Raw genomic sequence first — 24,922 nt, 5'->3', positions numbered from 1 at the left:
CGGCGTCCGCTTCTTCGCCGGCGCGGCCCTTCAGGCCGCTCCCAGCACATCAGTCGATCACTTGATCAATCGATCACCTGCATGATGCGGCGTGAGCGCGGCTCGATCAGGACGGTTTCGCCGTTCACGACGGTGTAGCGATAAGGCGTCGCGCCGAAACGCTGCGGCACGTCGTAAAGGGTCACGCTTTCATCGGCCAGCACCGCGCCGACGACGATGTTTTGCGAGACGGTGAAAGAGGGAACGCGCTCGCTCACGACGTATTCGCGAAACGCCGGGCGTTGCTCGGACGTAATTCCCCCGTCGGCGCTCACTTCGACCGGCTGGGTGACGACCACGTCGGTCGACGGCGCGGCGCCGATCGTGTTGCCTTGCGCATGAGCGATGACCCCTGCGCCGAGCGCAATTATCAGTGTGGCAAAAGCCAGAGCGGCATTCCGCATGGGTGCCTCCTTGGATCGGATGCGTTTACGAACCGTCCGTTGAATGTCATGCCAATTCGGTCGGGCCTGCCGTGGTTCCGCGCGCAAGCGGGCATTTCCGGGGCGGTTTGTGGCGGGCGGAAGCCCCAAAGGAGGTGACGCTCGCCGCAATCCCACACTGATGCTGTCAAGGAACTCCCCCGGCGGATAGAGTTTCTGCGATTCGCAAAACTATTCAGTGGAGGTTCCCAATGGTCATTACGGCAGCGCATATCCAGCCCATCGTGGCGTTGATCGCGGGAGTCCTGATCCTGCTGATGCCGCGTTTTCTCAATCTGCTCGTCGCGGTCTATCTCATCTTCGTCGGCCTTTCCGGCCTTGGCGTGTTCAAGATGCTGCATTTCTAGCTTCGAATATCCCCGTCGCGTCGCGCGGGTGGACCGGCGCAATCGTCGCAATATCAGCGACGGGAGGGGCTCCCGGGTTAGCTGCAAGATCGAAGGAAGGCATAGTGCGCAAAGGCGCTTGCCTTCCCTTTTGAATGGGTGTTCAGTTTTTCAGGCGCCATTTCGCAAACTTTTCGCAGCGGTTTGAAGGCGTAGCGTTCTGACTCGCGTCGTGCTCTGTCCGAGAGGCGCGAGGGACATGGATCCCGCATGGTGTATCGGCGGACCCAGCAGGTCATGAAGCGCCTCGCGGCGCGCCGCCGCGCCATTCTAGCGGCCGCGCGGGATATAGCCGGCCTTGGGGGCATGGCGGCGGTGCAGATCGCGCCGGTCGCGCTTCGCGCCGATGTGGCCGCCGGTACGGTCTATCGTTATTTCCCGTCGAAGGCCGATCTGATTTCTGAACTGATCGCGGAGGTGTCGCGGGATGAGCTGACGGCAATACGCGTTGCCGCCGATGCCGCGCCGGGTCCGTCCTCGGCGCTTGCGGCCGCTATCGCCACCGTCGCCGTGCATATGGTCTCCCACAGGAAGCTGGCGTGGGGAGTTCTGGCCGAACCGATCGATGTGGATGTGGCCGCGACCCGGCTGGCAAGCCGCCGCGAAGTCGCCGGAGAGATTGAAGCGCGCATTATAGCTGCCGTGAACGCAGGGCATCTGCCGCAGCAGGATACGTCGCTTGCCGCGACGGCGCTACTTGGCGCTCTCCATGAAGCCCTGGTCGGTCCGCTCGCGCCGGACAACTTAGAGGATCAGGCGAGGCTGCGTGAGGTGGTGCAGACCGCGACCTTGCTGGCGTTGCGCGCGGTCGGCGTGACGGATGCGCGCGCCCGCGGCCTTGTCGTGCAGGCAGCCCTGCCGGCGAAAATGCCGACAGGGGAGAATGCGGACTGAAGCCTGCGTTACTTCGCCTTGATCTTGCCGTCCTTGTCGAACTGCGACACGTAGGCCCATAGATTGTCGAGTTCGCTTTGCTTCTTGATGCCGGCGAACACCATTTTGACGCCCGGGACCTTAGCCTTCGGGTTCTTGATGTATTCCTCGAACTCCGCCTGGTTCCAGGTAATGCCGGACTTCTTCATGGCGTCCGAATAGGCATAACCTTCGAGCGAGCCGGCATGACGTCCGTCCAGACCGTTCAGCTCCGGTCCGACCTTGTTCTTGGCGCCTTCGCCGATTTCATGACATGCCTTGCACTTGTTGAAGGATGACTTTCCGGCTTCTACGTCCCCCGCGGACGAAGGGCCCACGCTTGCGAGCGTGACGCCGAGGACGGTCAGTGCGGAGATGACGAACGTTTTCATGGAGACCTCTTGAGTCCTTGTGAATGGGCTTCAAGCTGAAGCTGGTGGGGGGTGCCGCCTTCCCCGGAAGGGGGAGGGGTGCTTATGGCCCTGAGGCTCGCAGGTTATCGAGATAACCCATGATACGAGCCGCAGAATCGTAGGATAACACCGATCTTAGAACGATTCGAGTGTGATTTGGTTCCAAAAGCGCCTGGATTGCCACAGCGAGAAGAAAGCGCTCGAGAAGAAAGCGCTACAATGGTACCGTTATTTGTATTTGCCGCGATCCGGATTTCCGAGCGAGCCTACACAAGACCGTCGAAATATGGTTGATCCGGAAAGTCTTGTGGCTGTCGGCCCCGTCTGGTCGCGATAGCGGAGCGCCTGCCGATGACCGTCATGATGCCCGCCTCGGATCGGCTGGTTCTTGATCGCCGAGACGCCATCGTCGCGGATTTGCGTGGGATCGTGCCGGGCGAGGGCGTCATCTCCAGCGCGGCGGAAATGTTGCCCTACGAATCGGACGCGTTGACTGCTTATCGGCAACCGCCGATGGTGGTGGTTTTGCCGGAAACCACGGAGCAGGTGTCGCGCGTTCTGAAATATTGCTTTGATAACGGCATCAAGGTGGTGCCGCGCGGCTCCGGCACCTCGCTGTCGGGCGGAGCCTTGCCGCTCGCCGACGCGGTGCTTCTCGGCCTCGGCAAGTTCAAGCGCATCCGGGAGATCGATTTCGACAACCGCGTCGTTATCACCGAGCCCGGCGTCACCAACCTCGCCATCAGCCAGGCGGTGGCTCATGCCGGGTTCTACTACGCGCCGGATCCCTCGTCGCAGATCGCCTGCTCGATCGGCGGCAATATCGCGGAGAATTCCGGCGGCGTTCACTGCCTGAAGTACGGCATGACCACCAATAACGTGCTCGGCTGCCAGCTCGTGCTGATGTCGGGAGAAGTCCTGCGTATCGGCGGCAAAGCGCCCGAGCAGGCGGGCTATGACCTGATGGGTATCATCACCGGCTCCGAAGGTCTGCTCGGCGTCGTCACCGAAGTCACCGTCCGCATTCTGCGGAAGCCGGAAACCGCGCGGGCGCTGATGGTCGGATTCTCGCAGGTCGAAGCGGCGGGGGAATGCGTGGCGCGCATCATCGGCGCCGGTATTATTCCCGCCGGCATGGAGATGATGGACAGGCCGGCGATCCACGCCGCCGAAGCCTTCGTCAAGGCCGGCTATCCGCTCGACGTCGAGGCGCTGCTGATCATCGAACTTGACGGTTCGAGCATCGAAGTCAACGAACTGATCCAGCGCGTCGAGGCCATCGCGCTCGGTTGCGGATCGACCTCCTGCCGGATTTCCGGTTCGGAAGCGGAGCGTGACCTGTTCTGGGCCGGCCGCAAGGCGGCGTTTCCCGCGGTCGGCCGCATCTCGCCCGACTATCTCTGCATGGACGGCACCATTCCGCGTGGCGCGCTGCCGCGTGCGCTGGTCCGCATTCGCGATCTCGGCGAGAAATACGGACTCGGTGTCGCCAACGTCTTCCATGCGGGAGACGGCAATCTTCATCCGCTTATCCTGTACGACGCCAACAAGCCCGGCGAGATGGACAAGGCGGAGGAATTCGGTGCAGACATTCTGCGCTGCTGTGTCGAACTGGGCGGCGTCCTGACCGGCGAGCACGGCGTCGGCATCGAGAAGCGAGACCTGATGCCGCACATGTTCAGCGAGGCCGATCTCAACCAGCAGCAGCGGGTGAAGTGCGCGTTCGACGCCCGGGGTCTTCTTAATCCGGGCAAGGTGTTTCCGACGCTGCACCGCTGCGCCGAACTCGGCCGCGTTCATGTGCACGGCGGCAAGCTGGCGTTTCCGGAGTTGCCGAGATTTTGAGTGCAATGGTTGAAGGTAGATGAGAAAAAACGACATTGCATTCCGGCACGAACTGCTCGCTCCTCCGTTGAGGGAGAGAGGTGGAGAGGGGGATAACCCCGGCTTCAGGTTTCGTTGCTCACCTTCCTTGTCTCTTCCCCAAAAGGGGAGAGGAAACACATCAGCTTGCGGGTGGTTGTGACTGTCCTGCGCATACGCGATGCTGCCGATATCGAACTTGCGGTGCGCGCCGCCATCGCGGGTGAACAGCCGCTTGAGATCATCGGGCACGGATCGAAACGGTCGATCGGCCATGCGATGACGACCAACGCGGTGCTCGATGTGTCGGCGCTGAACGTGGTGACCTGCTATGAGCCGAATGAGCTTATCATCACGGTGCAGGCGGGTGCTCCGTTGGATGAGGTGCTATCGCTGCTCGATTCCAGGAATCAGGAGTTTGCTTTCGAGCCAATGGATACCGCCGTGTTGCTCGGCGTCGGGTCGGGCCGCGGCACCATCGGCGGCATGATTGGCGCCGGATTGGCCGGCCCGCGCCGTATCAGGGCTGGCGGCGTGCGGGACCATCTGCTCGGCGCGCACGCGGTCTCCGGCTTTGGCGACGGTTTCAAGGCCGGCGGCAGGGTGGTGAAGAACGTCACCGGCTATGATCTCTGCAAGCTGCTGGCCGGATCGTGGGGTACGCTCGCGATCATGACCGAGGTGACGCTCAAGGTGATGCCGAAGGCGGAAGCCGAGCGCACGCTGGTGTTGCGCGGGCTTGATGATGTCACCGCCAACCGGGCGATGACGGCCGCGATGGGTTCGTCCTATGATGTGTCGGGGGCGGCGCACCTGCCTCATTCGGCGCTCAAAGCGGCGCCGGGCGCGCTGGCCGGTCTCGCATCAACGGGACAGGCTGCGACGTTGTTGCGGCTGGAAGGCATCGCTGCCTCCGTCGTTCATCGCGGAGCGGCACTTGCAGCGAACCTTGCGTCTTTCGGGGCGGGCGAGCTTGTTGAAGACGCCGAATCGGCGGCGCTGTGGCGCGCTGTTCGGGACGTTGCGCCCTTCGCCGCCGACGGTCCGCTAGGCGCCTGGCCGGTGTGGCGGATCGTCTGCCCCCCGGCATCGGGAGGCGTCTTTGGACAGGCGCTGGCGCGTGAGACCGGCGGCGAGGTGATCTACGACTGGGTTGGCGGATTGCTCTGGGCGGCGCTGCCGTCGTCGGTCGATGCCCATGCCGCATTGCTGCGTCGGCGGCTCGCTCCGCTCGGCGGTCACGCGACCCTGTTGCGGGCTGACGAGGAAACGCGGCGCGCGGTCGATGTATTTCATCCGCTGGCGAAGGGCGTCGCCGCATTGTCCGAGCGGGTACGGCAGAGCTTCGATCCTCAAAGCATTCTCAATCGCGGCAGGCTGGCGCGGACGCCGATCTCATGAGAACCGAATTCACACCCGCTCAACTCCGCGATCCCGATATTGCCGAGGCCGACAAGATCCTGCGCAAGTGCGTCCATTGCGGATTCTGCACGGCGACGTGCCCGACATACGTGCTGCTCGGCGACGAACTCGACAGCCCGCGGGGCCGAATCTACCTGATCAAGCGGATGCTCGAAAACAACGAGCCGCCGACGGCCGAGGTCGTCAAGCACATCGATCGCTGCCTGTCTTGCCTTGCCTGCATGACGACCTGTCCCTCCGGGGTCAATTACATGCACCTGGTGGATCAGGCGCGCGTCAGGATCGAGAAGGAGTATGCGCGCCCGCTTTCCGAACGGCTGCTTCGAGCCGTTCTCGCTTTCGTGCTGCCGCGGCCGAAAGTCTTTCGGGCCAGCCTGACCCTGGCGCGTTTCGCCCGGCCGTTCGCTGCGCTGTTGCCGGGCTCGAAGGAGGGTGCAACGCCGACCTTGCTGCGCAGGATCAGGGCGATGCTGGCGCTCGCGCCGGCCTCGCTGCCTTCCCCGGGAGCGGCTGCGGGAAGCGTGTTTCCGGCGACGGGCATGAGGCGCGGCCGCGTCGCGCTGCTGCAAGGCTGCGCCCAGCAGGTGCTGGCGCCGCGCATCAACGAGGCCGCGATCCGGCTGCTGACCCGTCACGGCGTCGAGGTGGTGCTGGTGGCGGACGAGCGGTGTTGTGGCGCGCTGACCCATCATATGGGCGACGACCGGGATGCTCTGGCGCACGCGCGGGCCAATATCAGAGCCTGGACCCGCGAAGCGGAGCGGGGCGGTCTCGATGCCATCCTGGTCACGACCTCCGGCTGCGGCACCGTCATCAAGGATTACGGCTACCTGCTACGGGAGGACCGGGACTTCGCCGGGCCGGCCGCGAAGGTCTCAAGTCTGGCCAAGGATATCACGGAGTATATCGCCAGCCTCGATCTGCCGGCGCCGCCGAGCCGCAGCGAACTCGTCATCGCCTATCACTCCGCCTGTTCGCTTCAGCACGGCCAGAAAATCATGCAGCTTCCGAAAGATTTGCTTTTCAAGAATGGATTCGTGGTGAAAGATATACCCGAGAGTCATTTGTGTTGCGGTTCGGCGGGGACCTACAACATTCTCCAGCCTGACATTGCGGACCGACTGCGCGACCGGAAGGTCGCCAACATCGCAAGCGTCAAGCCGGACATGATTGCCGCCGGAAACATCGGGTGCATGATTCAGATTGCCGGCGGAACGTCGGTCCCTGTTGTTCACACGATTGAACTTCTCGATTGGGCGACGGGCGGCCCCCGGCCAGAGCTGAATTGATCGGCGGCAACAGGAGAACCACCATGGCTAAGAAATCCAGCAAAGCGAAGGGTGTTAAGGCCAAGAAAAGCAAGAAGAAGGCTGTAGCGGCAAACAGGAAGTCCACGAAGAAGTCCGGCAAGAAGTCGGTGAAGAAGGCTTCCAAAAAGAAGGCGGTCAAGAAAAAATCGGCGAAGAAGTCTCCGGGTAAAGCCGCTAAAAAATCGGCCAAGAAGTCAGCCAAAAAATCAGCTAAAAAATCAGCCAAGAAGTCCACCGGAAAGTCCGCAAGGAAACCGGCGACCAAGCGCAGGGCCTCGACGAAGAAGGCGGTTGCCAAGCGCGCCGCGCCAAAGCCCATGGCCACCCCCATGCCTGACACGAGTTGGGCGATGCCGGAGCCTGCGGCTCCATCCCAAGGTGATCAGAGCGGATCAGGCTCGGGAGAGGACGGCAATTAGAACGAGATGAGGTTTAGAGCCCTTCCGCGTCTGATTCCAAGAGAAGCGGAAAGGCTCGTTGATCGTTCAATGAGGGCGGATGGCTGCAAGGTTCGCGTTTCTGTCGGGTGTGGTCGCGATCGCACTGGGAGCCGTCAACGCGTGGCCAGCGTCGGCGCAGGATGGATTTCCGTTTGGTCTCGAGATGACGCTGGATGCATCGCCGCAGCCTGGGTCAAAGCGAGTGCCATCGCTGGAGATCGGCGACAGCGGCGGGGCCAAGTTCGAATTGTGGTGCAAGGGCGGGAAGGGCCAGTTCTCGGTTGCCGGTGAGACCGTCATCTTCGCGGCCGGTCCGCTGGAGGACCGCTCCTGTCCGCCGGACAAAGCCAAAGCCGATGACGATCTGGTCGCGGCGCTCTCCGCTGCCGTCACCTGGGAGCGACAGGGCGACGAGATCTCGTTCATCGGACCGACCACGGTGCGCTTTCATTTGAATACGAATTGAGAGCGTGGGGTAGGCCATACGTGCGCGGATCAACCCCATCGCGGGAGAACCGGATGCGGCTATTTCCAGGCCGATTTATCGAGGTCCCAGCGCTGGGCTTTGAATTGTTTCGCCAATGCATCCACCGCGCCGCTGTCATCGGTTTCGACACTCTCGCCGTCGCCGGCTGACAGATCGTCGGCGAGGCCGAGCCTCGGCCCGTCAGTTTCGTCCGCAGTGCTGATCGAGGGAACGCCGACCCAGAGCATGATGTGGTCGGATTCATCGGGCCTGTCCGGGCCTGGTAATGCCGTCACTTTGATAGTCTCGGTCAACCCGAGCGCCGGAACCAGCTTGCTGGGGCGTTTGAAGGTCAGCGTCAGTTTGCCGGTGTCGTCATTCCATTTTGCTGACATCGGTTTTGCATCCAGGGCTTTTTCCAGCGCGCCGGAGATCGTGGTCGCGAGCTTGTCACGATTGAGCTTGCCCTTGTCGCGCCATTGCGCGGCCGGAAACCGGATGGTGCGCTCCATGTCGAACATCCCGGCGCTCCAGCCCGCCGCGACCACGCCGGGCATTGCCTTCAACCGGGCGACAAGGGAGGGCGCACGCTCCGGATCGACGTTGATGTCAATGACCTGGGCTCCCGCCCGCAGCGCCTCGCAGTTCACCCCGAGGCTGTTCAGCAGCACCTCGACATTTTGTCCCTTTAACTCTTTGAGCAGATCGATCGCGGCGTCGATCTTCACTTTCACGGCGATGGCTTCGGGAGACACCTCGGTGAAATCCTTCGGCGATGCGACGATGCCGTCGTCGGTCGTCCGGGCATCGTTGAACTCGGCCTCGCTGAGGTCGGAATTGTCTGTCGAGGTCACGTCGGTAACTTTCTGGCCGACGCTGATCGTGCCCCCAAACTCGAAGGTATCGCCTGTGGGCTTGCGTGTGAGCTTCACCGTGACCGGCAGCTTGTCGCCGATGCTTTGCGTCTTGCCGGTCAGGGTTGAACCGTTCACCGCGAGGTTGGCGACGAATCGATCCTTGCGGCTGGAGCCCTTTTCCGCAGGGTAACACACGTCGAGAACGGCGCCCGTGACGGTCTTGCCCTGGCGCGTCTCCTTGAGGATGACATCCGCATTGCCTTCCATCAGTCCGTCGATGGAGGTGAAGTATCTCACCTCCGCGCCAGGCGTGGCCCTGGGAAGCGGCCGGTCCTGCGCTTGCAGAGTTCCCGGCAAAACGATCATTACACTGATCAGGCACAGCCGCAGCGCGCGCATGGAGAATCTCCGCTTGTCGAATCGGTCCTTACCCTAGAGCAAGTTGAATCGGAGCATGCTCTAGAAATTTTGTCTGGTCGCATTTTCGTGCGGCGAACCGGCATCCACTTCGCCGGAAAATGCTCCAAAACCCGCTTTCGCGAAAAAAGAAGGCCGCCCGGAGGCGGCCTTCCGACGAAGTCGTGTCGTTGAAGCGGCTCAGAAGCCCATTCCGCCCATTCCGCCCATGCCGCCGCCGGCCGGCATGGGCGGAGGCTCTTCCTTCGGCAGCTCGGCGACCATGGCTTCGGTGGTCACGAGCAGGCCTGCGATCGACGAGGCGTCCTGCAAGGCGGTGCGTACGACCTTGGCCGGGTCGATGATGCCCTTGGCGACCATGTCGACATACTCTTCCTTCTGGGCGTCGAAGCCGAAGGTCTCGGCCTTGTTTTCGAGAACCTTGCCCACCACGATGGAGCCCTCGACGCCGGCGTTTTCCGCGATCTGGCGGATCGGGGCTTCCAGCGCCTTGAGCACGATGTTGATGCCGGCCTGCACGTCCGAATTGTCGTTGTTGATGCGGCCGACGGCCTTCCTGGCCCGCAGCAGCGCCGTGCCGCCGCCGGGCACGATGCCTTCCTCGACCGCGGCCCGCGTGGCGTTGAGCGCATCCTCGACGCGATCCTTCTTTTCCTTGACCTCGATCTCGGTCGCGCCTCCGACACGGATGACCGCGACGCCGCCGGCGAGCTTGGCCAGGCGTTCCTGCAGCTTCTCGCGGTCATAGTCGGAGGTGGTCTCCTCGATCTGCGCTTTGATCTGTCCGACGCGCGCCTCGATATCCTTTTTCTTGCCGGCGCCGTTGACGATGGTGGTGTTCTCCTTGTCGATCAGCACTTTCTTGGCGCGGCCGAGCATGTTCAGGGTGACGTTCTCGAGCTTCATGCCGAGTTCGTCGGAGATGAGCTGGCCGTTGGTCAGGATACTGATGTCCTCCAGCATGGCCTTGCGGCGATCGCCGAAGCCGGGCGCCTTCACCGCGGCCACTTTCAGGCCGCCGCGAAGCCGGTTGACCACCAGCGCGGCCAGCGCTTCGCCTTCGACATCTTCCGCGACGATCAGCAGCGGCTTGCCGGATTTCACAACCGCTTCAAGCACCGGCAGCAAAGTCTGGAGGCCGGTCAGCTTTTTCTCGTGCAGCAGGATGTAGACGTCGTCGAGCTCGGCTGTCATTTTCTCCGCATTGGTGACGAAGTAAGGGCTGAGATAGCCGCGGTCGAACCTCATACCTTCCACGATATCGACGCCGGTTTCGAGCGACTTGTTCTCCTCGACGGTGATGACGCCGTCATTGCCGACCTTCTGCATCGCCTGCGCGATCATCTTGCCGATCGAGGCGTCGCCGTTGGAGGAGATAGTGCCGACCTGAGCGACTTCGGCCGAGGAGGCGACCGCCTTCGCGCGCTTGCCGATGTCCTTCACCACCGCGGCGACGGCGATGTCGATGCCGCGCTTGAGGTCCATGGGATTCATGCCGGCGGCGACCGCCTTCGCGCCCTCGCAGACGATGGCCTGCGCCAGCACCGTGGCGGTGGTGGTGCCGTCGCCAGCGAGATCGTTGGTCTTGGAGGCGACCTCGCGCACCATCTGGGCGCCCATGTTCTCGAACTTGTCCTCGAGTTCGATCTCCTTGGCAACGGTGACGCCGTCCTTGGTAATGCGGGGCGCGCCGAAGCTCTTTTCGATCACGACGTTGCGGCCTTTCGGGCCAAGCGTGACCTTCACCGCGTCGGCGAGGATATCGACTCCGCGCAGCATGCGTCGGCGCGCGTCGCCGGAAAATTTCACGTCTTTGGCGGCCATTGAATGTTACTCCTGTTTTGTTGTCTGCCGCTCTCCCTGAACGTCATTGCCGGGCTTGGCGGTTCGAAGAACGGCATCGCTTCGCTCGCTTATGCCGGGCAATCCATCGTTTTGCAGGATGGATACCCGGATCAGGTCCGGGCATGACGCATCAATCGGAACGTCGATTGCGGGGGGCTAGAGCGTTTTCGAGCGAAGCATGTCCTCGGCTTGACCCGAGGATGGATACCGGTTCGCGTGAAGAAAACGCGTCAGGTCAGATCATAGAGTCCCGCTTCTGATTCAATCAGAAGCGGAAGGCTCTAGCCGACGACGCCCATGATATCCGACTCCTTCATGATCAGGAGTTCCTGGCCGTCGAGCTTGATTTCGGTACCCGACCACTTGCCGAACAGCACTTTGTCGCCGACTTTGACGTCGATAGGGGTCAGCTTGCCGGTTTCGTCGCGCCCGCCAGGGCCGACGGCCACGACTTCGCCCTGCGAGGGCTTTTCCTTTGCCGTGTCGGGAATGATGATGCCGCCCTTGGTCTTTTCTTCGGCATCAATCCGTTTGACCACAACACGGTCATGCAGCGGACGAAATTTGGTCTTAGCCATAATGCTCCTCCGGGGGTTCGCAGGACTCTGAATTGCCATTGATGGATACATGCGCTGTGATTCGCGACGCCGGGCGATTCGTATCTTTTGGCAATCATATTCCGAGAGTGCTATCCGTTGGCGGGAATATGGCTTGGCAGTCATGCTGTCAAGCAAGCCTCTTAAGCCGTTAGTGAGGCGTGTAGGATAGACGCAATCAATGTCGTAGCTTCTCCGCGTTGGCGAGCACGGGGGCTGCGATCTCATTTTCTCAGGTCTGGCTGCTTCTTGGGTCTGGCTGCCTGGGGCACAGCGGTCGGAAATTCGGTCGGGGTACTTATAATGGTCAAATCAGACGGCGGACGCGCGGCTTTGAACCTTGGGGCGGCCGCGGCCCTGGCGGTGTTTCTCGGCGGATGCGGGTCGATCGGCTCGATCGGACTGTCTACGCAGCCGGCGCCGCCGCCCCAGCCGCCCGTCGAGCCCGAGATTCCGGCTACGGTCCGCGCCGAGGAACTGGTCGGACGGTGGGGTCTTGCCTCTTATCAGAATCCGAACGACCGGGCGCGGACCGAGTCGGCGGCAAAGTCGCAATGCCGGAATCCATACGTGATCAGTGCGGGCGGCAATGGCGGCGTCATCATGCATCTTGCCGACGAGGCGACGCCCCAGGAGTTGCGGCTCAAGGGAAGCCAGAGCGGCAAGAACTACATCGGGCCGGAAGGCCCCCCTGCCGGTCCGAAAGATCGCGAGATTATCTCCTTCGACGGCCGCGTGTTGGTTACGCGCTTCATCGACCCGGATGCTGCGACCCGCTACGGCAATATGGTTTATGTTCGCTGCGCGCCGAAGCGCTGAGCAGCCGGTCAGAGTGTGGTCCAGGCTGGCTCGGCAGGATCTAACCGAACAGCGCGTCGATATCGTCCTGGGAAGCGTGTCCCTCGTCGCCTTCCAGCTTCGGACCGTTCAGTAACCTTGCATCTCCGACGCGATCATCGATGATCGGCGGCGCATGGGCACGGATGGCGTCAACGCCGCCCCAGATATCCATCATGACATTGATATGATGCTCGATGAACTTCATCGTGCCCATCACCTTGGCAATGCGCTGGCCGGTAAGATCCTGGAAATTACACGCTTCGAAAATCGAGATCACGCGTTCCTGGATTTCCTCGCTCAGCAATCTCGCCTGCTCCGGCGATGCCGCCTTGGACAGGGCCCCGGCCGACTGATCGATCGCCTCGGCGGCCTCCAGAATCTGTTGCGTCGCCTGCTCGGTGCCTCCCACCACGGCGCCAAGCTCGTCGGTAACCTTCGCAATCTCGTCGCCGCTGAAACTCTTGCCATGCAGAACAGCGATCTCCTGCTTGGTGCGGTTGATGGCGTCGTAAATCAGATCGAGTTCGGTCTTGAGCTTTTCGCATTGTTCGATTTGCGCGCGGTAGGTCTGAAGCAGCATTTGCGCGTCGGTGATCTCGCGGCTGACGGTCCCGTCATCGGCTGCGTCCGCCTCGGCGGTGCCGTCGAGACGTGGAGCTCCCATCTGTTGACGGATCGCCCGCAACTCCGCCATGATTTCGCGATGCACCGGCATTGGCGCGTCGTCGACGGCTGTGATGACCGGCGTGCCGCCGCTCAGGATTTCCTCGACGCGGAAGCGCTTGCGTTGAACAGCCATCAGATTCCCCGGCTTTTGAACTCGATTGGTTCTTACACCGGCGTGTTTTAACGACCGGTTCATGCGGGAACTATTCGCCACAAATCTGCGGCGCACAGCGATGCCCATTCACGGAAAATAAACGCTACGGGAAAGAACCCCGCCATATCGACGGCGTGGTGAATCAAACCACGGTTCCGTTTACCAAACCGACGCGGTTTTGATTCTTATTCGCTGTGCGGGAAGGGTGCGCCATTGACGCGGCTTCCGGCGATCAATCACGGCGAAACAGTGCAGAGTACGTCGATGTTCAGACACATATCCTTCGCGCTCCTGGCGGGCGTGTCGCTTGCCGGCCTCACGATGCAGCAGGCTGTCGCACGAGACCCCCAGGCCAGGTTCTTCACCGAGCCGACCGTCGTTTATGCCGACCAATCCGCGTTGCAGCATTCCGGGCAGCGCCTTGCATATGCCGAGCGGCCCAACATGGGCGGCGGTTTCGTCGAGTTGTTGTTTGGAGATGTCCAGCAACAGGGATCGCATTATCCGCAGCAACGCTATGATTCGCGCCCGCTCTACGCGCCGCAACCGCAGCAGATCATGCCGGAGCAGGACGCGAGCGAGGCCGCGCATCCCGCGTTCGATCCGAATTCGAGCGGCAGCTCGTCGAATATCGCGGCAAGGAACCCGCCGGCACCATCATCATCGATACGTCGCGCAAGTTCCTCTACCTCGTGCAAGGCAATGGCAGGGCGCTTCGCTACGGAGTCGGCGTCGGCAAGCCCGGCTTTTTGTGGTCCGGCGTCAAGACGATAACGGCGAAGAGGGAATGGCCGGACTGGACACCGCCGGCGCAAATGCTGAAGCGCCGCCCCGATCTGCCGCGTCACATGGAGGGCGGGCCCCAGAACCCGCTCGGCGCTCGGGCGATGTATCTCGGTTCATCACTCTACCGCATCCATGGTTCCAACGAGCCGTGGACAATCGGCACCAACGTATCGTCCGGCTGCATCCGGATGCGCAACCAGGACGTCATCGATCTCTATGATCGGGTTCGCGTCGGCGTCAGGGTGGTGGTGATCTGACGCTGGATCGATTCCCGACGGCAACGGCCGCCTATGGGCGGCCGTTGTGTGGCTGAGGACCCGGCGCGTCAGGCGTAGTTATCATCATCGTCGTCGAAGTCGGCGAAATCATCGAAATCGTCGGAATCGATGTCGTCCTCATCCTGATCGAATGAGCCCCCATGCGACGGGTCGTCATGCTGTTGCGATCCGATGTCGTTCACACCGGCCTCGCGCGCCAGATTACTAGCTGATTGATCGCCGGCGCCGCCCGGCTTTGGTGAGCTGCCGAGGCTGCCGGAATCACCGAAGCTGCTGGCATGCGCTTCGCCGCCGCCCATCATGGAGCGGATACTGCTCAGAAGCAGACCGCCGCCTACGGCTCCCACGGCTGCTGCTGCCGCCGTTCCGAGAAACGAGCCTCCGCCTGCTTGCGGGGGCAACGTGCCGTAGGGCGAGCTACCAGGTCCCCGATCGGAGCGTCCGGCTTGTCCGGTCTGCTGCAACGCCTCGCCTGTATTCCAGACTGGACGGCCGGAAGGCGCCGGAGGGACGTTCGGAACCGAACCGCGCGGCGCGGGCGTGCCGAATATAGTGTCGCGCATCTGGCCGAGGAATCCGCCCGCCGAGGCAGCCTGACCGTCGGCTCCGCCGGCCTCGAGCTGCTGGATGCGATCATGGGCGCGTCTTAGAGCTTCGTCTTGCACCAAAACCGTTTGCACCAGCGTGTAAAGTGCGTTGGGCGCGCGCCGCAGACCCTCGGCGATCGCGGCGGCGGCGGCGGGATCGTGCGGCGTGTTCTCGACGCCGGCGAGGCGGGTGAAGAGGTCGTCAACCAACTGTCGTTCTTCCGGCGTCATGGCGCTCTCCCAAAAGATGGCTCTCGGGATGTAGTTGTACTTTTGTGTCGCAAGTAGTGCCGCCGGATAATATTTTCGGGTGGTGGGCGGATCAGCTCAATGTCACCCGGTTGGCCGCCAGCATGTCGCCGAAGCCATCCCCGGCCAGAAATGCGTATTCCCGCTCGCGCTGGTCGGTGAGGGGATCGAGCGCGAGCAAGATGTCATCGACGAAGCCGGGGTGGCACATGATCAGACCGCCATCCGGCGAACCGTTCAGAAATCCCTGCATCAGCGCGGCGAAGTCAGGCTGCGCGAAGTCATAGGCGCCGGCGAACGACGGATTGAAGCGGATGCCCGCACGCGCGGCGCGGCGGCGAAATCCCGCACTCAGAATATCCAGCAGCACCGCCTTCGGGGTGGCGAATCGTTGCGACAGCGGGTGCCGGCTGCGGCCACACTGGCGCACCCATGCATCCGGCGCGGCAGTCTTGACGGCGGTCAGGAAGGCGCCGCGCACCTGTGGGAAAATCTGCACATGCTGATGGCCGTCGACATACTCTGGTGTGCGGCCAAATCGTTGCACAAACGCCGCGATCTGCGCCGTCACCTCGTCGAGAATCATCTCGGGCTCAAGCCGGCGCGACAGGCTGGCGCGCAGCATCTTCGAAAGCGGTGGAAACAGCCCGCCGTCCAGCGGCTGGTAATGCAGGGTGAGCGGATGAAACGGCGCGGTCAGGGTGAGGTGCAGGCCGATTGCGCAATGCGGATGGCGCTCGCCCGCCGCTTTCAGCGCTTCGATTTCATCGCGGCCGGCTGCCGGGCCGACCACCATCACCGACGTCGCGTTGATACGTTCCCTTTCGATGAGATCGCGGATCGCGCGGTTGACGCCCGGACTGATTCCGTAATCGTCCGCGCACAGCCGAATCCGGCGTTGCGGTTCATCACCGCTCATTCGTCGACGGTCCGGTGCAGGCCGCCGCCGGCCGGTTGGGATTCGGCTTGCTTCATGCTTTGCTCGGCGACGACGTAGATCGGTCGTGCCTTGAGTTCTGAGAGAATTTTGCCGATGTATTCGCCGACGATGCCGATCATCAGAAGCTGCACGCCGCCGATTGTCATCATGCCGACAAACAAGGACGGATAGCCGGGAACCGACTCGCCGTCGACCCAGGTTTCCCAGAGGATAGACAATCCGAACAGGAAGGCTGCGACCGCCAGCAGCAGACCGAGCAGGCTGGCCAGCCGCAGCGGCGCCACCGAAAATGATGTCAGCCCCTCGATCGACAGCCCGAGCAGCCGCGCGGCATTGAAGGTGGTCATGCCGTGGGCGCGAACGTCGGGCTCGTAGTCGACGCGAAACTGGCGGAAGCCGATCCAGCTCGCGAGGCCTTTGAAGAAGCGGTTTCGCTCCGGCATCCGGCGCAGGGCGGCAGTGGCGCGTGGCGACAACAGGCGAAAATCGCCGGCGTCTTCGGGAATGCGCTGGCGCGCGCCCCAGTTGATGATCGCGTAAAAGCTGTGCACGCCGATCCGGCGTAGCAGCGATTCGTTCGTTCGGTGCGCCTTTGCCGTGTAGATGACGTCGTAGCCGTCGTTGATCCAGTGATTCACCAGCCGCTCCACGAGATCGGGTGAGTGCTGGCCGTCGCCGTCCATGAACAGCAGCGCGCCACGCTGCGCGTAATCCAGGCCCGCCATCAAGGCGGCTTCCTTGCCGAAGTTGCGCGACAGCGAGACCACCTGCACGTCCAGCGCGGCGGCGGGAAGCGCGCGGGCGAGGTTGAGCGTGTCGTCGGTGCTGCCGTCATCGACATAAACGACTTCACAGGGGAGGTCGAAGCGCTGCCTTAGCTTTAACGCAAGCGCGCTGAGGCGCTCGTGTAATTGCTGGAGCCCGGCGGCTTCATTGTAAACGGGAACGACAATCGACAGACCTTGCGCGGCCGCGGCGGCCTTATCTGCAGGCAGACCTGGAAGGCTGGTAGCTGGCGTCATCGGTCGGTTCCGACGGGGTCAAATTCATTCCCGTTTGTATGGTAGTGAGTGCCAGCATGCGCTTCAACGGGCGGAATGCACGATTCTACGTCCGCAGAAACGCTTCAAGCTTTGCGAAAAGCGGATTCTCGCGATCGAACACATAATCAAGCGAGGCAATCGATACCGTTTCAGCCCCGTGTTGTCTCAAAAAACCGGCGAGTGCGTAAAGCCGGTCCGGCGGGCAGTGGAGGGTAACCATGCCGGAGGAGGTCGGTCCTCCGAACGGCGAGACCACGCCGAAGCGATCATGCGCTTCCTTGAGCAGCATCGCATCGCAGCCGGTGAAGCGGGTCCGCACCTCGCGGTATTGGCGCGCGCGCGCGCGGGCGGCGATGTGGTCGAGAATGATCCGCGTGGTTTCGCGCGCGCCATTGGACCAGTCCGCCTCCCGAGACGCGACCAGGTTGGCCTGACTGCGCAGGATCACGCCGTCATCCAGCACCTTGAGGCCGTTGGCGGTGAGCGTTGCACCGGTCGTCGTAATATCGACGATCAGTTCGGCGGTGCCGACCGCGGGCGCGCCTTCGGTGGCGCCCGAGCTCTCGACGATGCGGTAATCGACGACGCCATGCGAAGCGAAGAAGGCGCGGGTCAGGTTGATATATTTGGTTGCGACCCGCATCCTTCGGTTGTGCTGGGCGCGAAATCCGGTCGTCACGTCGTCGAGGTCGGCCATGGTGCGCACATCGATCCAGGACTGCGGTACGGCGACAACCACATTGGCGCTGCCGAATCCGAGGCTGTTGATCAGCGCCACGCGCTTATCGGCATCAATGATGCTTTCGCGGATCAGATCTTCGCCGGTAACGCCGAGATGCACCAGGCCGCGTGCGAGTTGTGAGGCGATCTCACTCGCAGAGAGATAGGCGATCTCGACGTTATCGAGTTCGGCGATTGTGCCGCGATAGTCACGTACGCCGCGCGGCTTCGCCAGCGTCAGTCCGGCGCGGGCGAAAAACGCTTCGGCATTTTCCTGCAAGCGGCCCTTCGAAGGCACGGCCAGAACGAGTGGCGTGGTCATTGCGCGCTCCCGCCGATCCGGCTTGCGGAAGGCGCGTCTGCGGACCGCGTCAACGCCTCGATCCAGACGGAGAAGCCGACCGCCGGAATCGGTGCGGCTGCGCCAAGTCGTGTCATCAGGTCGTCGTAGCGACCGCCCGCAACCAGCGGCTCGTCGCTTTGGTCCTTGCGTTGCAGTTCGAATTCAAAGCCGGTGTAGTAGTCGACGCCGCGGCCGAAGGAGGTCGCGAAGCTGATTTTGTCGGTTTCCACGCCGCGCGCGGCCATGAAGCCAGTGCGGCTTTCGACTTGATCGATCGCATGGTGGATATCGAGTCCGGCATCGGAGGCGAGGGCGCGCAACTGGCCGAGCGCGTCATCGGGATCACCTGATATCGCGAGAAACCGTTTGATGATGGTCAGCGCATCATGAGGCAGCGCGCCGCTCTTCAGGGTGGACTGTTCGAGGAAGCGGTCGGCGATCTCATCCAGAGAGCGGCCGCCGACAATGGTTGCGCCCGCGATCGACATCATGTCGGTCACCAGCGCCAGGGCCGCCTTGCGATCGGAGCCCGCGAGAGCCGCCAGAACGCCTTCGTATTCGTTATGCCCCGGTCCGGACGCCAGTGTCAGTTGTTCTATATCTTGCGCAAGACTGACCTTGCGATTGAAATCCTTCATCAGCCGCCGCCGCCATACCGGATAAAGGTCGAGCGAGTCGATTAACGCGGTGAACAGCGCCACGTCGCCGGTCCGGATGTCGACGTCGGCGATACCGAAAGCTGCGACCGCTTCCAGACCGAGCGCGAGCATTTCGGCGTCCGCGGCCGCGCGATCCTGGCGGCCGAACGATTCAATGCCGGCCTGCGGGAATTCGCTCGAACGGCCGCCGCGATAGCGGAACACCGGCCCGAGATAGCAGAAGCCAGCCGGCTTGCCGGCTTTGCCGGACGCGAGATAGTCGCGCGCGACCGGGATGGTGAGGTCGGGGCGGAGGCAAAGTTCCTCGCTTCCCGGGTCCGAGGTAAGGTAAAGGCTCTTGCGGATATCCTCGCCCGACAGGTCCAAAAACGGCTCGGCCGGTTGGAGGATCGCGGGTTCCGCCTTGATATAGCCGGCCTGCATGAACGACGACAGCAGTCCATCCGCCCATGCAGCGGTTTCGGTCGCCCTGAGGGCTTTTGTGTCTGTCATCAGCATCGTCCAAGCTCGCACGGCCGCCCCGCAGGGTATCGCGCCCCTGCCTGACGTATGGAAATTCAATGCATATCGATTGCGTGGCGAAAGCGCCGCGCCGCCGGTCAACATCATTGCGGCAGCCCATAGCACGGCGGGCGACGAGTTTCGACCTCGCTCCGCCGGCTATTTGCCGGGAAGGTTGACGGCGACGGACGACGCCTTGCGTCAGAATTTCATCGATGCGAACAGGCGCAGGTTGCGGCCCGGCTGCAACACCTCGTCCTTCTTGTAGGACTGGTGGAAGCGGATGTCGTCGTCGAGCAGGTTCTCGCCCTTTAGGCCGACGGTGAGCGTCACGGGCCAGTCGCCGTTCGGCACCGTGGTCGTATGGCTGATTTCGGCGTTGAACAGATTGAAGCCCGGCGTCGGCGTTTCGAACGCGCCGAGGTTGGTTTGGGCGAAAGCGTGCAGCAGGTTGATGCGCGCCGTCCAGTTCGGATCGCGATAGTAAACCCCGCCGCCGAGCCGCTGGGGTGGAATCTTCGGCACGAAACTGCCGTCGGTGAAGATGGCATGGACGATGTCGTATTGCGCCTCGACTCCGTATATGCCGTTCCACACCCGCGCCACGTCATGTTCGATCTGGATTTCGCCGCCGGTGAAGCGGGCGTCGCGCTGCGAATAGATGATCTGGTCGTAGCTTGCGCCCGGCGCGCCGCAGGATGCGAAACTCTCGCTACAACGGATGCCGGTAAAGTTCTTGAAGATGAAGTTTTGATAGCGCGTATGATAGATCGACAGCTCGAAACGGGTATCGCCACGCGCGCGCTTGAAGCCGAGTTCGACGGTGTTCGCCTTTTCCAGCGTCATGGTCGGATCGCCGATCTCGAACGTGCGCGGCGTATCGTGCGGTCCCTTGTAGAATAGTTCGATGGGATCGGGCGCGCGCTCGACATGCTGCACGGTGACGCGCGCGACGATGTCGCGCGGCATCTCATAGTACAACCCCGCGCTGGCGCTGACCGGCATGAAACGGCGGTCGACCGGAAATACCGTGGGCTGATTGGGCGGCGGCAGATAGCTCGCGGGGAACTGCGCGCCGGTGCCGTTGGTTTCGGTCTGTTCGATGCGTAGCGCGCCTTGTGCGCGCAGGAGGGGTGTGATCCGCAGTTCCTCGAACAAAAAACCGGCGAGATTGGCGTTCTGCGCCGGTGCGAGGAGCGGATCGGTCGCGCCGGCGACCGATAAATTGCGCCGGCTCCATTGCATGCCGGCGGAGCCGCGCAACTCTCCGAGTGTGGTGGCGAACGGCAGGTGCGCGACCTCGATGCGGGATTCCATCTCGCGGTTCTTGAAACGTGAACCAATCAGCGCGTTCGCGCCGACGCCGTTGATCTCATTGTGGTGATAGTCGCTGTAGCCCAGCCAGTACCGCACCGTGTCGATGCCGCCTTCGCCGACGCGCCACTCACCGCGGCTCGCCCATTTCTTCTGACGCAGGTCGATGTGATTCTTGACCTTGGCGGAGTCGATGCCGGGGATGAAATAGGTCATCGCCGTGTCCTGGAACGACATGCCGACGAAACCGCGATCGAAAATGTAGGAGCCGCCGGCTGCGTGGCCCTCGGAGCGATAGCTGGAATTGGCCTGAATACCGCCGGGGATGCGATAGTCGCCGGCCTGCCGGGCGTAAGTGTCGACATGGATTGCGACGTTGTTGCCGCCGGCCTCAAGCTGTACGGCTCCGTCGCGGCCGTTGCTGACGCTGTTGAGGCCGCCGCGTGCCTCGAACGCGAGGCCATTTCTTGGAATTATTGTTGGGATGCGGTTGTTGCTGGCGCTGATTACGCCGCCCGTCGCCTGCGAGCCAAAACGCAACGTGCCGGGACCGCGGATGACCTCGACGTTCTGTGCCGCCAGCGGATCGATCGTCACGGCGTGGTCTTCCCCGAGATTGGCCATGTCGCCGGAGCTGATGCCGTTCTCCTGGGTTCGCACCCGGAAACCACCAAGGCCCCGGATGACCGGGCGGCTCGCAACCGGCGAGAACGACGTTGCCGAGACGCCGGGCGTGGTGCCGAGCGTGTCGCCGAGCGAGGCGGCGCCGCGCCCGAGCACCTGTTTCGCGGTGAGCAGGCTTGCTGAGGCGAGCGGCACCTCGGCGCGAGGTTCTTCCGGAGGGGCGGGGACCTGCGGCGGCACAGGCAGCGGAGCAGGAGTGGCGGGGCGGGCTGCTACGCGGGCGCGCCGTTTGGCGTGCTTCGGCTTCGGCGCGTGAACGGTGATTTCGGGCAGTTGTTCTTGCGCCCGCGCCTCCATCTTCGACGAGCCGATCAGGCCCATCACAATCCCCGCGACACCAGCCAAAATAAAACGCGACATTACCACTTTATCCTGCAATTAATTTGCAGTAGCACTTTAGATGCAGATGCAATTCATTCGCAAGTAGAAAACTGAACTTGGAGCGTTTTGGAACGAAGCATGTCCCCGCCCTGACCTGCGGACGGATACCGGTTCGCGTAAATAAAATTTGTTAAATCAAAAGGTTATAGATGCCGCGACCGACCTTTACTCCCGCCGCCAGTCTCCCAGCACGGTCTGGACAAGGGCGAGGACGGCGACCGCAGCGGTGTCGGCGCGCAGGATCCGAGGCCCGAGCGACAATCGCAGGACATTGGGCTGTTTAAGCAGATTCACGCGCTCGTCCTCGGCGAAGCCGCCTTCAGGACCCACAAGAACATCGATCCCTTGCGCGACACGGCGCGCAGGTTCCAGCGTCCGCAGCGGATTTGCCGTCGAAGCGGCCTCGTCGCAAAATACCAGCAGGCGTTCGGGCCCGCGCCGGCCCAGCCACTGATCCAGGGACGCCGGCTCCTCGACCGCGGCCAGGCTGAGGATGCCGCATTGCTCGGCGGCCTCGATGACATTGGCGCGCATCCGCTCGCCATTGACGCGCCCGACCTGCGTGAAGCGGGTCAGGAGGGGCTGTAACGCGCAGACCCCCATCTCCACAGCCTTCTGAACCATGTAGTCGAGTCGGGCATGTTTGAGCGGCGCGAACGCGTAGCGCACGTCCGGGAGTTGGTCCTGTTTCCTGGTGGCGGCGACGATTTCAAGGTTTTCCAGCCGCTTGCGGCCGAAAATCGCTGCTCGCCATTCGCCGTCGCGTCCGTTGAAGACGAGAACGTTCGTCCCGGTCCCAAGGCGCAGGACGTTACCCAGATAGTTGCCCTGATTGCGGTTGAGCGGGATTCTGCAGCCCGCCGCAAGCGGTGCATCGACATAGAGGCGGGGGCTGCGAAAATCGATATTGGGCATCATTTGATCCTGCGCGAGCACTTTCTAGCAGGGCGAGGGAAAGTGCGTAGCGATTTTCGTTCGCATCAAACCCGAGGCAGCGGTCAGGCCTGAACATCGCGAGTTGCGGCACCATTCGATGAAAAATGTGCGATATTGGGGGATGCCGCTGGTTCAGCGCGGCCATGCGTCGCGCTCTTGCCCAATTCGTCGGGTTGTTAGGAATCATCTGCGATCGTACAAATCGGACATCATGGAAGGCTGTTTGTTGCTGAAGGGGTGCCGGGGCATTTGACCCTGCCGGAGAGATGCTGTGATCATTCTGCGCATGATCGTTTCGCTGACGCTTGCGGTGTTCGCCATCGGCACCACAGCTGTGCTTGGTCAGACGCCCTTTCCGGCGCCGTTGCCTAATGGTGCGACCGGAACGGTCAATGATCCGGCGTTTCCGCCGGTCAACGGGGCGCCCGCGCAAATGACCGCTGCGCCTCGGAATTCGCCGTTTCCTCCCGTCAACGGGACCTCCGCGACGATGGGCGCGCCGGCTGCGTTTCCGTCGGGTGGCGCGGCGCCGCTTGGCGGACTCGGAGGGCCTGCGCGGCAGCAGGCAGGTCCGCCCGGGGGGGAGGATTGCATGAAGGAATTCATGCCGCTGCGTGACGCGGCTGAGAAACGCGGCAAGTTGATCCAGACCGCCAGCGCCCGTCATGCGCCGCCCGACGAAGCCTGCAAATTGATCGGGCAGTATTCGCAGGCGGAAGCCAAGATGATCAAATTCATCGATACGAACTCCCGGAGATGCGGAATTCCCGATAATGTCGGGGCGCAGATGCGCACCAACCACAAGGCGACGGAATCCATGCAGCAGAAGGTTTGCGAGGTGGCGAAGCAGGCGAAGATGCGCGGCCCGGCCGGTCCGAGCCTCAGCGAGGCTCTGGGGTCGGCATCCGGCGGATTGCCTGAGGTAACCACGCCGAAGAAGGGCGGCAGCACGTTCGATACCTTGAGCGGCAACGTTCTCACACGATGACGAGATTTCCGTGAGCGATGCGGTCGCATGCGTCGCGGACTCGGTCGGCAATTGGGTCGATAGCCGCGCGCCACTGTGGTCGCGACCCTATCTCAGGCTGTCGCGGCTGGACCGTCCGATCGGGTCGTGGCTGCTGTTGATACCCTGTTTATGGTCGGCTGCGCTGGCCTCACACCTCGCCCGTGACGTGAGCCAGCTTCCCCTGACGATCGTGCTGTTTTTCATCGGCGCGTTTGCGATGCGCGGCGCCGGCTGCACCTGGAACGATATCACTGACCGCGATCTCGATGCGCGCGTCGAGCGAACGCGATCGCGGCCCATTCCGGCGGGAAAGGTGACCGTGACACAGGCGCTCGTGTTTCTCGTCGTGCAGGCACTGGTGGGGCTGGTCGTGCTGTTGCAGTTCAACCCATTTGCCATCGCGACTGGAATCGCCTCGCTCCTTATTGTCGCGGCCTATCCTTTCATGAAGCGCATCACTTATTGGCCGCAGGTCGTACTCGGCCTCGCCTTTTCATGGGGCGCGCTGATGGGATTCGCGGTGGTGTTGGGCCGGATCGATGCGGCGGCGCTGGCGCTGTATGCGGGGGCGATCGCATGGGTGATCGGCTACGACACGATCTATGCGCATCAGGATGCCGACGACGACGCATTGATCGGCATCAAGTCCACCGCATTGCTGTTTGGCGAGCGCACGCGTTCCGCGCTTGCGATATTTTACGGGCTGGCGGTCATCCTGATCGGCGTTGCCTTGCATTTGGCTGGCGCGGAATGGCCGGCATGGCTCGGCCTTGCGGCCTTTGCCGCTCATCTGGCCTGGCAGATTGCCCGAATCGAGATTGGCGATCCCCGTCTCTGCCTGCGGCTGTTCAAATCCAACCGTGATGCAGGACTGTTGTTGTTCGCAGGATTGCTGGCTGGCGCGTTGCTGTAGCGGGCGGCTTCTTCTTCAACCGCAATGAACCAATAGCCGAGGATGTCTTCTCGGCGCTTGACGCCTCAGTCTCGCGCGATGATCTCGCGCTCGCCTCGATAGACCGCTGCGGGGTTTAGCAAATCGCCGCTCCGCCGCCGCATCAGGAAAGTCGAGCGTCGTCCGCTGATCGTATTGCTGCGCCGCCGGCGTGGCGCGGGATCACGCGTGCCGTCGGCAAGCTGCGGAAGCGCCAGGATCTCGCTCCAGGTTTGCCCCGCCACGGCGCATTCACCGGCGTCTTCGGTCACAAGAAGGGGAATGGCAAGCGACGGATCGCGGTGAAGCAGCACGAGCGCTCGGCCGTCGGCGGTGTCGCGCACGGTGACGCCGATGAATTCGCTGACGCGTACGTTGATCGTCATCTTCATGCCGCGCACCGCGCGGTGCAGCGTCACGCGCTCGCGATGAAGCTCGATCTGCCGGATGCCGCCGTCGGCGCGGCTGTCGCTCGCGGCGAAACTGACGGGG

Annotated in this window: 26 protein-coding genes and 1 pseudogene; 12 read left to right on the top strand and 15 right to left on the bottom strand. The window is 62.7% G+C overall.

Annotated elements, in window-relative coordinates:
• Positions 1-65: 65 nt before the first annotated feature.
• A complete protein-coding gene (locus NB311A_RS12020; RefSeq protein ID WP_009798841.1) occupies positions 66-443 on the bottom strand; it encodes a DUF1236 domain-containing protein in 378 nt (125 codons plus the stop codon).
• Between the two features lie 230 nt (positions 444-673).
• Between NB311A_RS12020 and NB311A_RS20580 the strand changes: the two genes are divergently transcribed.
• Both NB311A_RS20580 and NB311A_RS12015 read left to right on the top strand, forming a co-directional pair.
• The gene (locus tag NB311A_RS20580) at positions 674-829 is read left to right on the top strand and encodes a DUF3096 domain-containing protein (RefSeq protein ID WP_009798840.1); all 156 of its coding nucleotides are present in this window, start codon (positions 674-676) and stop codon (positions 827-829) included.
• 249 nt (positions 830-1,078) lie between these two features.
• On the top strand, positions 1,079-1,762 hold the full coding sequence (locus NB311A_RS12015; RefSeq protein WP_009798839.1) for a TetR/AcrR family transcriptional regulator: 684 nt from the start codon (positions 1,079-1,081) through the stop codon (positions 1,760-1,762).
• Between the two features lie 8 nt (positions 1,763-1,770).
• Here NB311A_RS12015 and NB311A_RS12010 read toward each other — a convergent pair whose 3' ends face one another.
• The gene (locus NB311A_RS12010; protein ID WP_009798838.1) at positions 1,771-2,172 is read right to left on the bottom strand and encodes a cytochrome c family protein; all 402 of its coding nucleotides are present in this window, start codon (positions 2,170-2,172) and stop codon (positions 1,771-1,773) included.
• 372 nt (positions 2,173-2,544) lie between these two features.
• On the opposite strand from NB311A_RS12010, the gene NB311A_RS12005 reads away from it, so the two are divergent.
• From NB311A_RS12005 to NB311A_RS11985, 5 genes are all read left to right on the top strand, one after another.
• On the top strand, positions 2,545-4,038 hold the full coding sequence (locus NB311A_RS12005; protein WP_009798837.1) for an FAD-linked oxidase C-terminal domain-containing protein: 1,494 nt from the start codon (positions 2,545-2,547) through the stop codon (positions 4,036-4,038).
• A 177-nt stretch (positions 4,039-4,215) separates the two neighbouring features.
• A complete protein-coding gene (locus tag NB311A_RS12000) occupies positions 4,216-5,457 on the top strand; it encodes an FAD-binding protein (protein ID WP_040675143.1) in 1,242 nt (413 codons plus the stop codon).
• Positions 5,454-6,767, top strand: coding sequence for a glycolate oxidase subunit GlcF (gene glcF / locus NB311A_RS11995; protein WP_009798835.1), 1,314 nt, complete (start codon positions 5,454-5,456; stop codon positions 6,765-6,767). Before NB311A_RS12000 ends, glcF begins: the two co-directional genes overlap by 4 nt.
• A complete protein-coding gene (locus tag NB311A_RS11990; RefSeq protein ID WP_009798834.1) occupies positions 6,764-7,207 on the top strand; it encodes a hypothetical protein in 444 nt (147 codons plus the stop codon). The genes glcF and NB311A_RS11990 overlap by 4 nt, the downstream gene beginning before the upstream one ends.
• Positions 7,208-7,286: 79 nt before the next feature.
• Entirely contained in the window at positions 7,287-7,694 is a 408-nt protein-coding gene (locus NB311A_RS11985; protein ID WP_009798833.1) for an META domain-containing protein, read from the top strand.
• A 59-nt stretch (positions 7,695-7,753) separates the two neighbouring features.
• Here the strand turns inward: NB311A_RS11985 and NB311A_RS11980 are convergent, their stop codons facing one another.
• Positions 7,754-8,950 carry a hypothetical protein gene (locus tag NB311A_RS11980; RefSeq protein WP_009798832.1) on the bottom strand — a complete coding sequence of 399 codons (1,197 nt, stop codon included), beginning with the start codon at positions 8,948-8,950 and terminating at the stop codon, positions 7,754-7,756.
• A gap of 198 nt (positions 8,951-9,148) precedes the next feature.
• On the bottom strand, positions 9,149-10,792 hold the full coding sequence (gene groL / locus NB311A_RS11975) for a chaperonin GroEL (protein ID WP_009798831.1): 1,644 nt from the start codon (positions 10,790-10,792) through the stop codon (positions 9,149-9,151).
• Between the two features lie 3 nt (positions 10,793-10,795).
• Here groL and NB311A_RS22010 point away from each other — a divergent pair, with 3 nt between their 5' ends.
• Positions 10,796-10,939 carry a hypothetical protein gene (locus NB311A_RS22010; RefSeq protein WP_009798830.1) on the top strand — a complete coding sequence of 48 codons (144 nt, stop codon included), beginning with the start codon at positions 10,796-10,798 and terminating at the stop codon, positions 10,937-10,939.
• A 155-nt stretch (positions 10,940-11,094) separates the two neighbouring features.
• Here the strand turns inward: NB311A_RS22010 and groES are convergent, their stop codons facing one another.
• Positions 11,095-11,391 (bottom strand): co-chaperone GroES, encoded by a 297-nt coding sequence (gene groES, locus NB311A_RS11970; protein WP_009798829.1) that lies wholly within the window; start codon positions 11,389-11,391, stop codon positions 11,095-11,097.
• 321 nt (positions 11,392-11,712) lie between these two features.
• On the opposite strand from groES, the gene NB311A_RS11965 reads away from it, so the two are divergent.
• Positions 11,713-12,228, top strand: a complete 516-nt coding sequence (locus tag NB311A_RS11965) for a hypothetical protein (protein WP_009798828.1) — start codon at positions 11,713-11,715, stop codon at positions 12,226-12,228.
• A gap of 40 nt (positions 12,229-12,268) precedes the next feature.
• Here the strand turns inward: NB311A_RS11965 and NB311A_RS11960 are convergent, their stop codons facing one another.
• Together NB311A_RS11960 and NB311A_RS23200 are read right to left on the bottom strand one after the other, a co-directional pair.
• Positions 12,269-13,048 (bottom strand): protein phosphatase CheZ, encoded by a 780-nt coding sequence (locus tag NB311A_RS11960; protein WP_009798827.1) that lies wholly within the window; start codon positions 13,046-13,048, stop codon positions 12,269-12,271.
• A 180-nt stretch (positions 13,049-13,228) separates the two neighbouring features.
• Positions 13,229-13,558, bottom strand: coding sequence for a hypothetical protein (locus NB311A_RS23200; RefSeq protein WP_371256515.1), 330 nt, complete (start codon positions 13,556-13,558; stop codon positions 13,229-13,231).
• Between NB311A_RS23200 and NB311A_RS11955 the strand changes: the two are divergent.
• A pseudogene (locus NB311A_RS11955) lies at positions 13,469-14,112 on the top strand (L,D-transpeptidase). The gene NB311A_RS23200 and the pseudogene NB311A_RS11955 overlap by 90 nt on opposite strands.
• Positions 14,113-14,180: 68 nt before the next feature.
• On the opposite strand, the gene NB311A_RS11950 reads toward NB311A_RS11955, so the two are convergent.
• The 7 genes from NB311A_RS11950 to NB311A_RS11920 form a co-directional block, all read right to left on the bottom strand.
• Positions 14,181-14,951, bottom strand: a complete 771-nt coding sequence (locus NB311A_RS11950) for a DUF2076 domain-containing protein (RefSeq protein WP_009798823.1) — start codon at positions 14,949-14,951, stop codon at positions 14,181-14,183.
• Positions 14,952-15,042: 91 nt separating this feature from the next.
• On the bottom strand, positions 15,043-15,888 hold the full coding sequence (locus tag NB311A_RS11945; RefSeq protein WP_009798822.1) for a ChbG/HpnK family deacetylase: 846 nt from the start codon (positions 15,886-15,888) through the stop codon (positions 15,043-15,045).
• Complete coding sequence (locus NB311A_RS11940; RefSeq protein ID WP_009798821.1) at positions 15,885-16,931, bottom strand: glycosyltransferase family 2 protein; 1,047 nt, start codon at positions 16,929-16,931, stop codon at positions 15,885-15,887. Before NB311A_RS11940 ends, NB311A_RS11945 begins: the two co-directional genes overlap by 4 nt.
• Positions 16,932-17,016: 85 nt before the next feature.
• The gene (gene hisG / locus NB311A_RS11935) at positions 17,017-17,994 is read right to left on the bottom strand and encodes an ATP phosphoribosyltransferase (protein ID WP_009798820.1); all 978 of its coding nucleotides are present in this window, start codon (positions 17,992-17,994) and stop codon (positions 17,017-17,019) included.
• Positions 17,991-19,166 (bottom strand): ATP phosphoribosyltransferase regulatory subunit, encoded by a 1,176-nt coding sequence (locus NB311A_RS11930; protein ID WP_040675140.1) that lies wholly within the window; start codon positions 19,164-19,166, stop codon positions 17,991-17,993. Before NB311A_RS11930 ends, hisG begins: the two co-directional genes overlap by 4 nt.
• A 210-nt stretch (positions 19,167-19,376) precedes the next feature.
• Positions 19,377-21,533, bottom strand: a complete 2,157-nt coding sequence (locus NB311A_RS11925) for a TonB-dependent receptor (RefSeq protein ID WP_009798818.1) — start codon at positions 21,531-21,533, stop codon at positions 19,377-19,379.
• Between the two features lie 186 nt (positions 21,534-21,719).
• A complete protein-coding gene (locus tag NB311A_RS11920) occupies positions 21,720-22,469 on the bottom strand; it encodes a 16S rRNA (uracil(1498)-N(3))-methyltransferase (protein WP_040675138.1) in 750 nt (249 codons plus the stop codon).
• A gap of 292 nt (positions 22,470-22,761) precedes the next feature.
• On the opposite strand from NB311A_RS11920, the gene NB311A_RS11915 reads away from it, so the two are divergent.
• Both NB311A_RS11915 and ubiA read left to right on the top strand, forming a co-directional pair.
• A complete protein-coding gene (locus tag NB311A_RS11915) occupies positions 22,762-23,478 on the top strand; it encodes a hypothetical protein (RefSeq protein WP_009798816.1) in 717 nt (238 codons plus the stop codon).
• Between the two features lie 10 nt (positions 23,479-23,488).
• Positions 23,489-24,412 (top strand): 4-hydroxybenzoate octaprenyltransferase, encoded by a 924-nt coding sequence (ubiA, locus tag NB311A_RS11910; protein WP_009798815.1) that lies wholly within the window; start codon positions 23,489-23,491, stop codon positions 24,410-24,412.
• Between the two features lie 65 nt (positions 24,413-24,477).
• Here the strand turns inward: ubiA and NB311A_RS11905 are convergent.
• A partial coding sequence (locus NB311A_RS11905; protein WP_009798814.1) for a DUF6101 family protein occupies positions 24,478-24,922 on the bottom strand: 445 nt, incomplete at its 5' end.

Source organism: Nitrobacter sp. Nb-311A (assembly GCF_000152905.1).
Lineage (GTDB): Bacteria > Pseudomonadota > Alphaproteobacteria > Rhizobiales > Xanthobacteraceae > Nitrobacter.
This window is presented reverse-complemented; position numbering and strand designations above follow the sequence as displayed.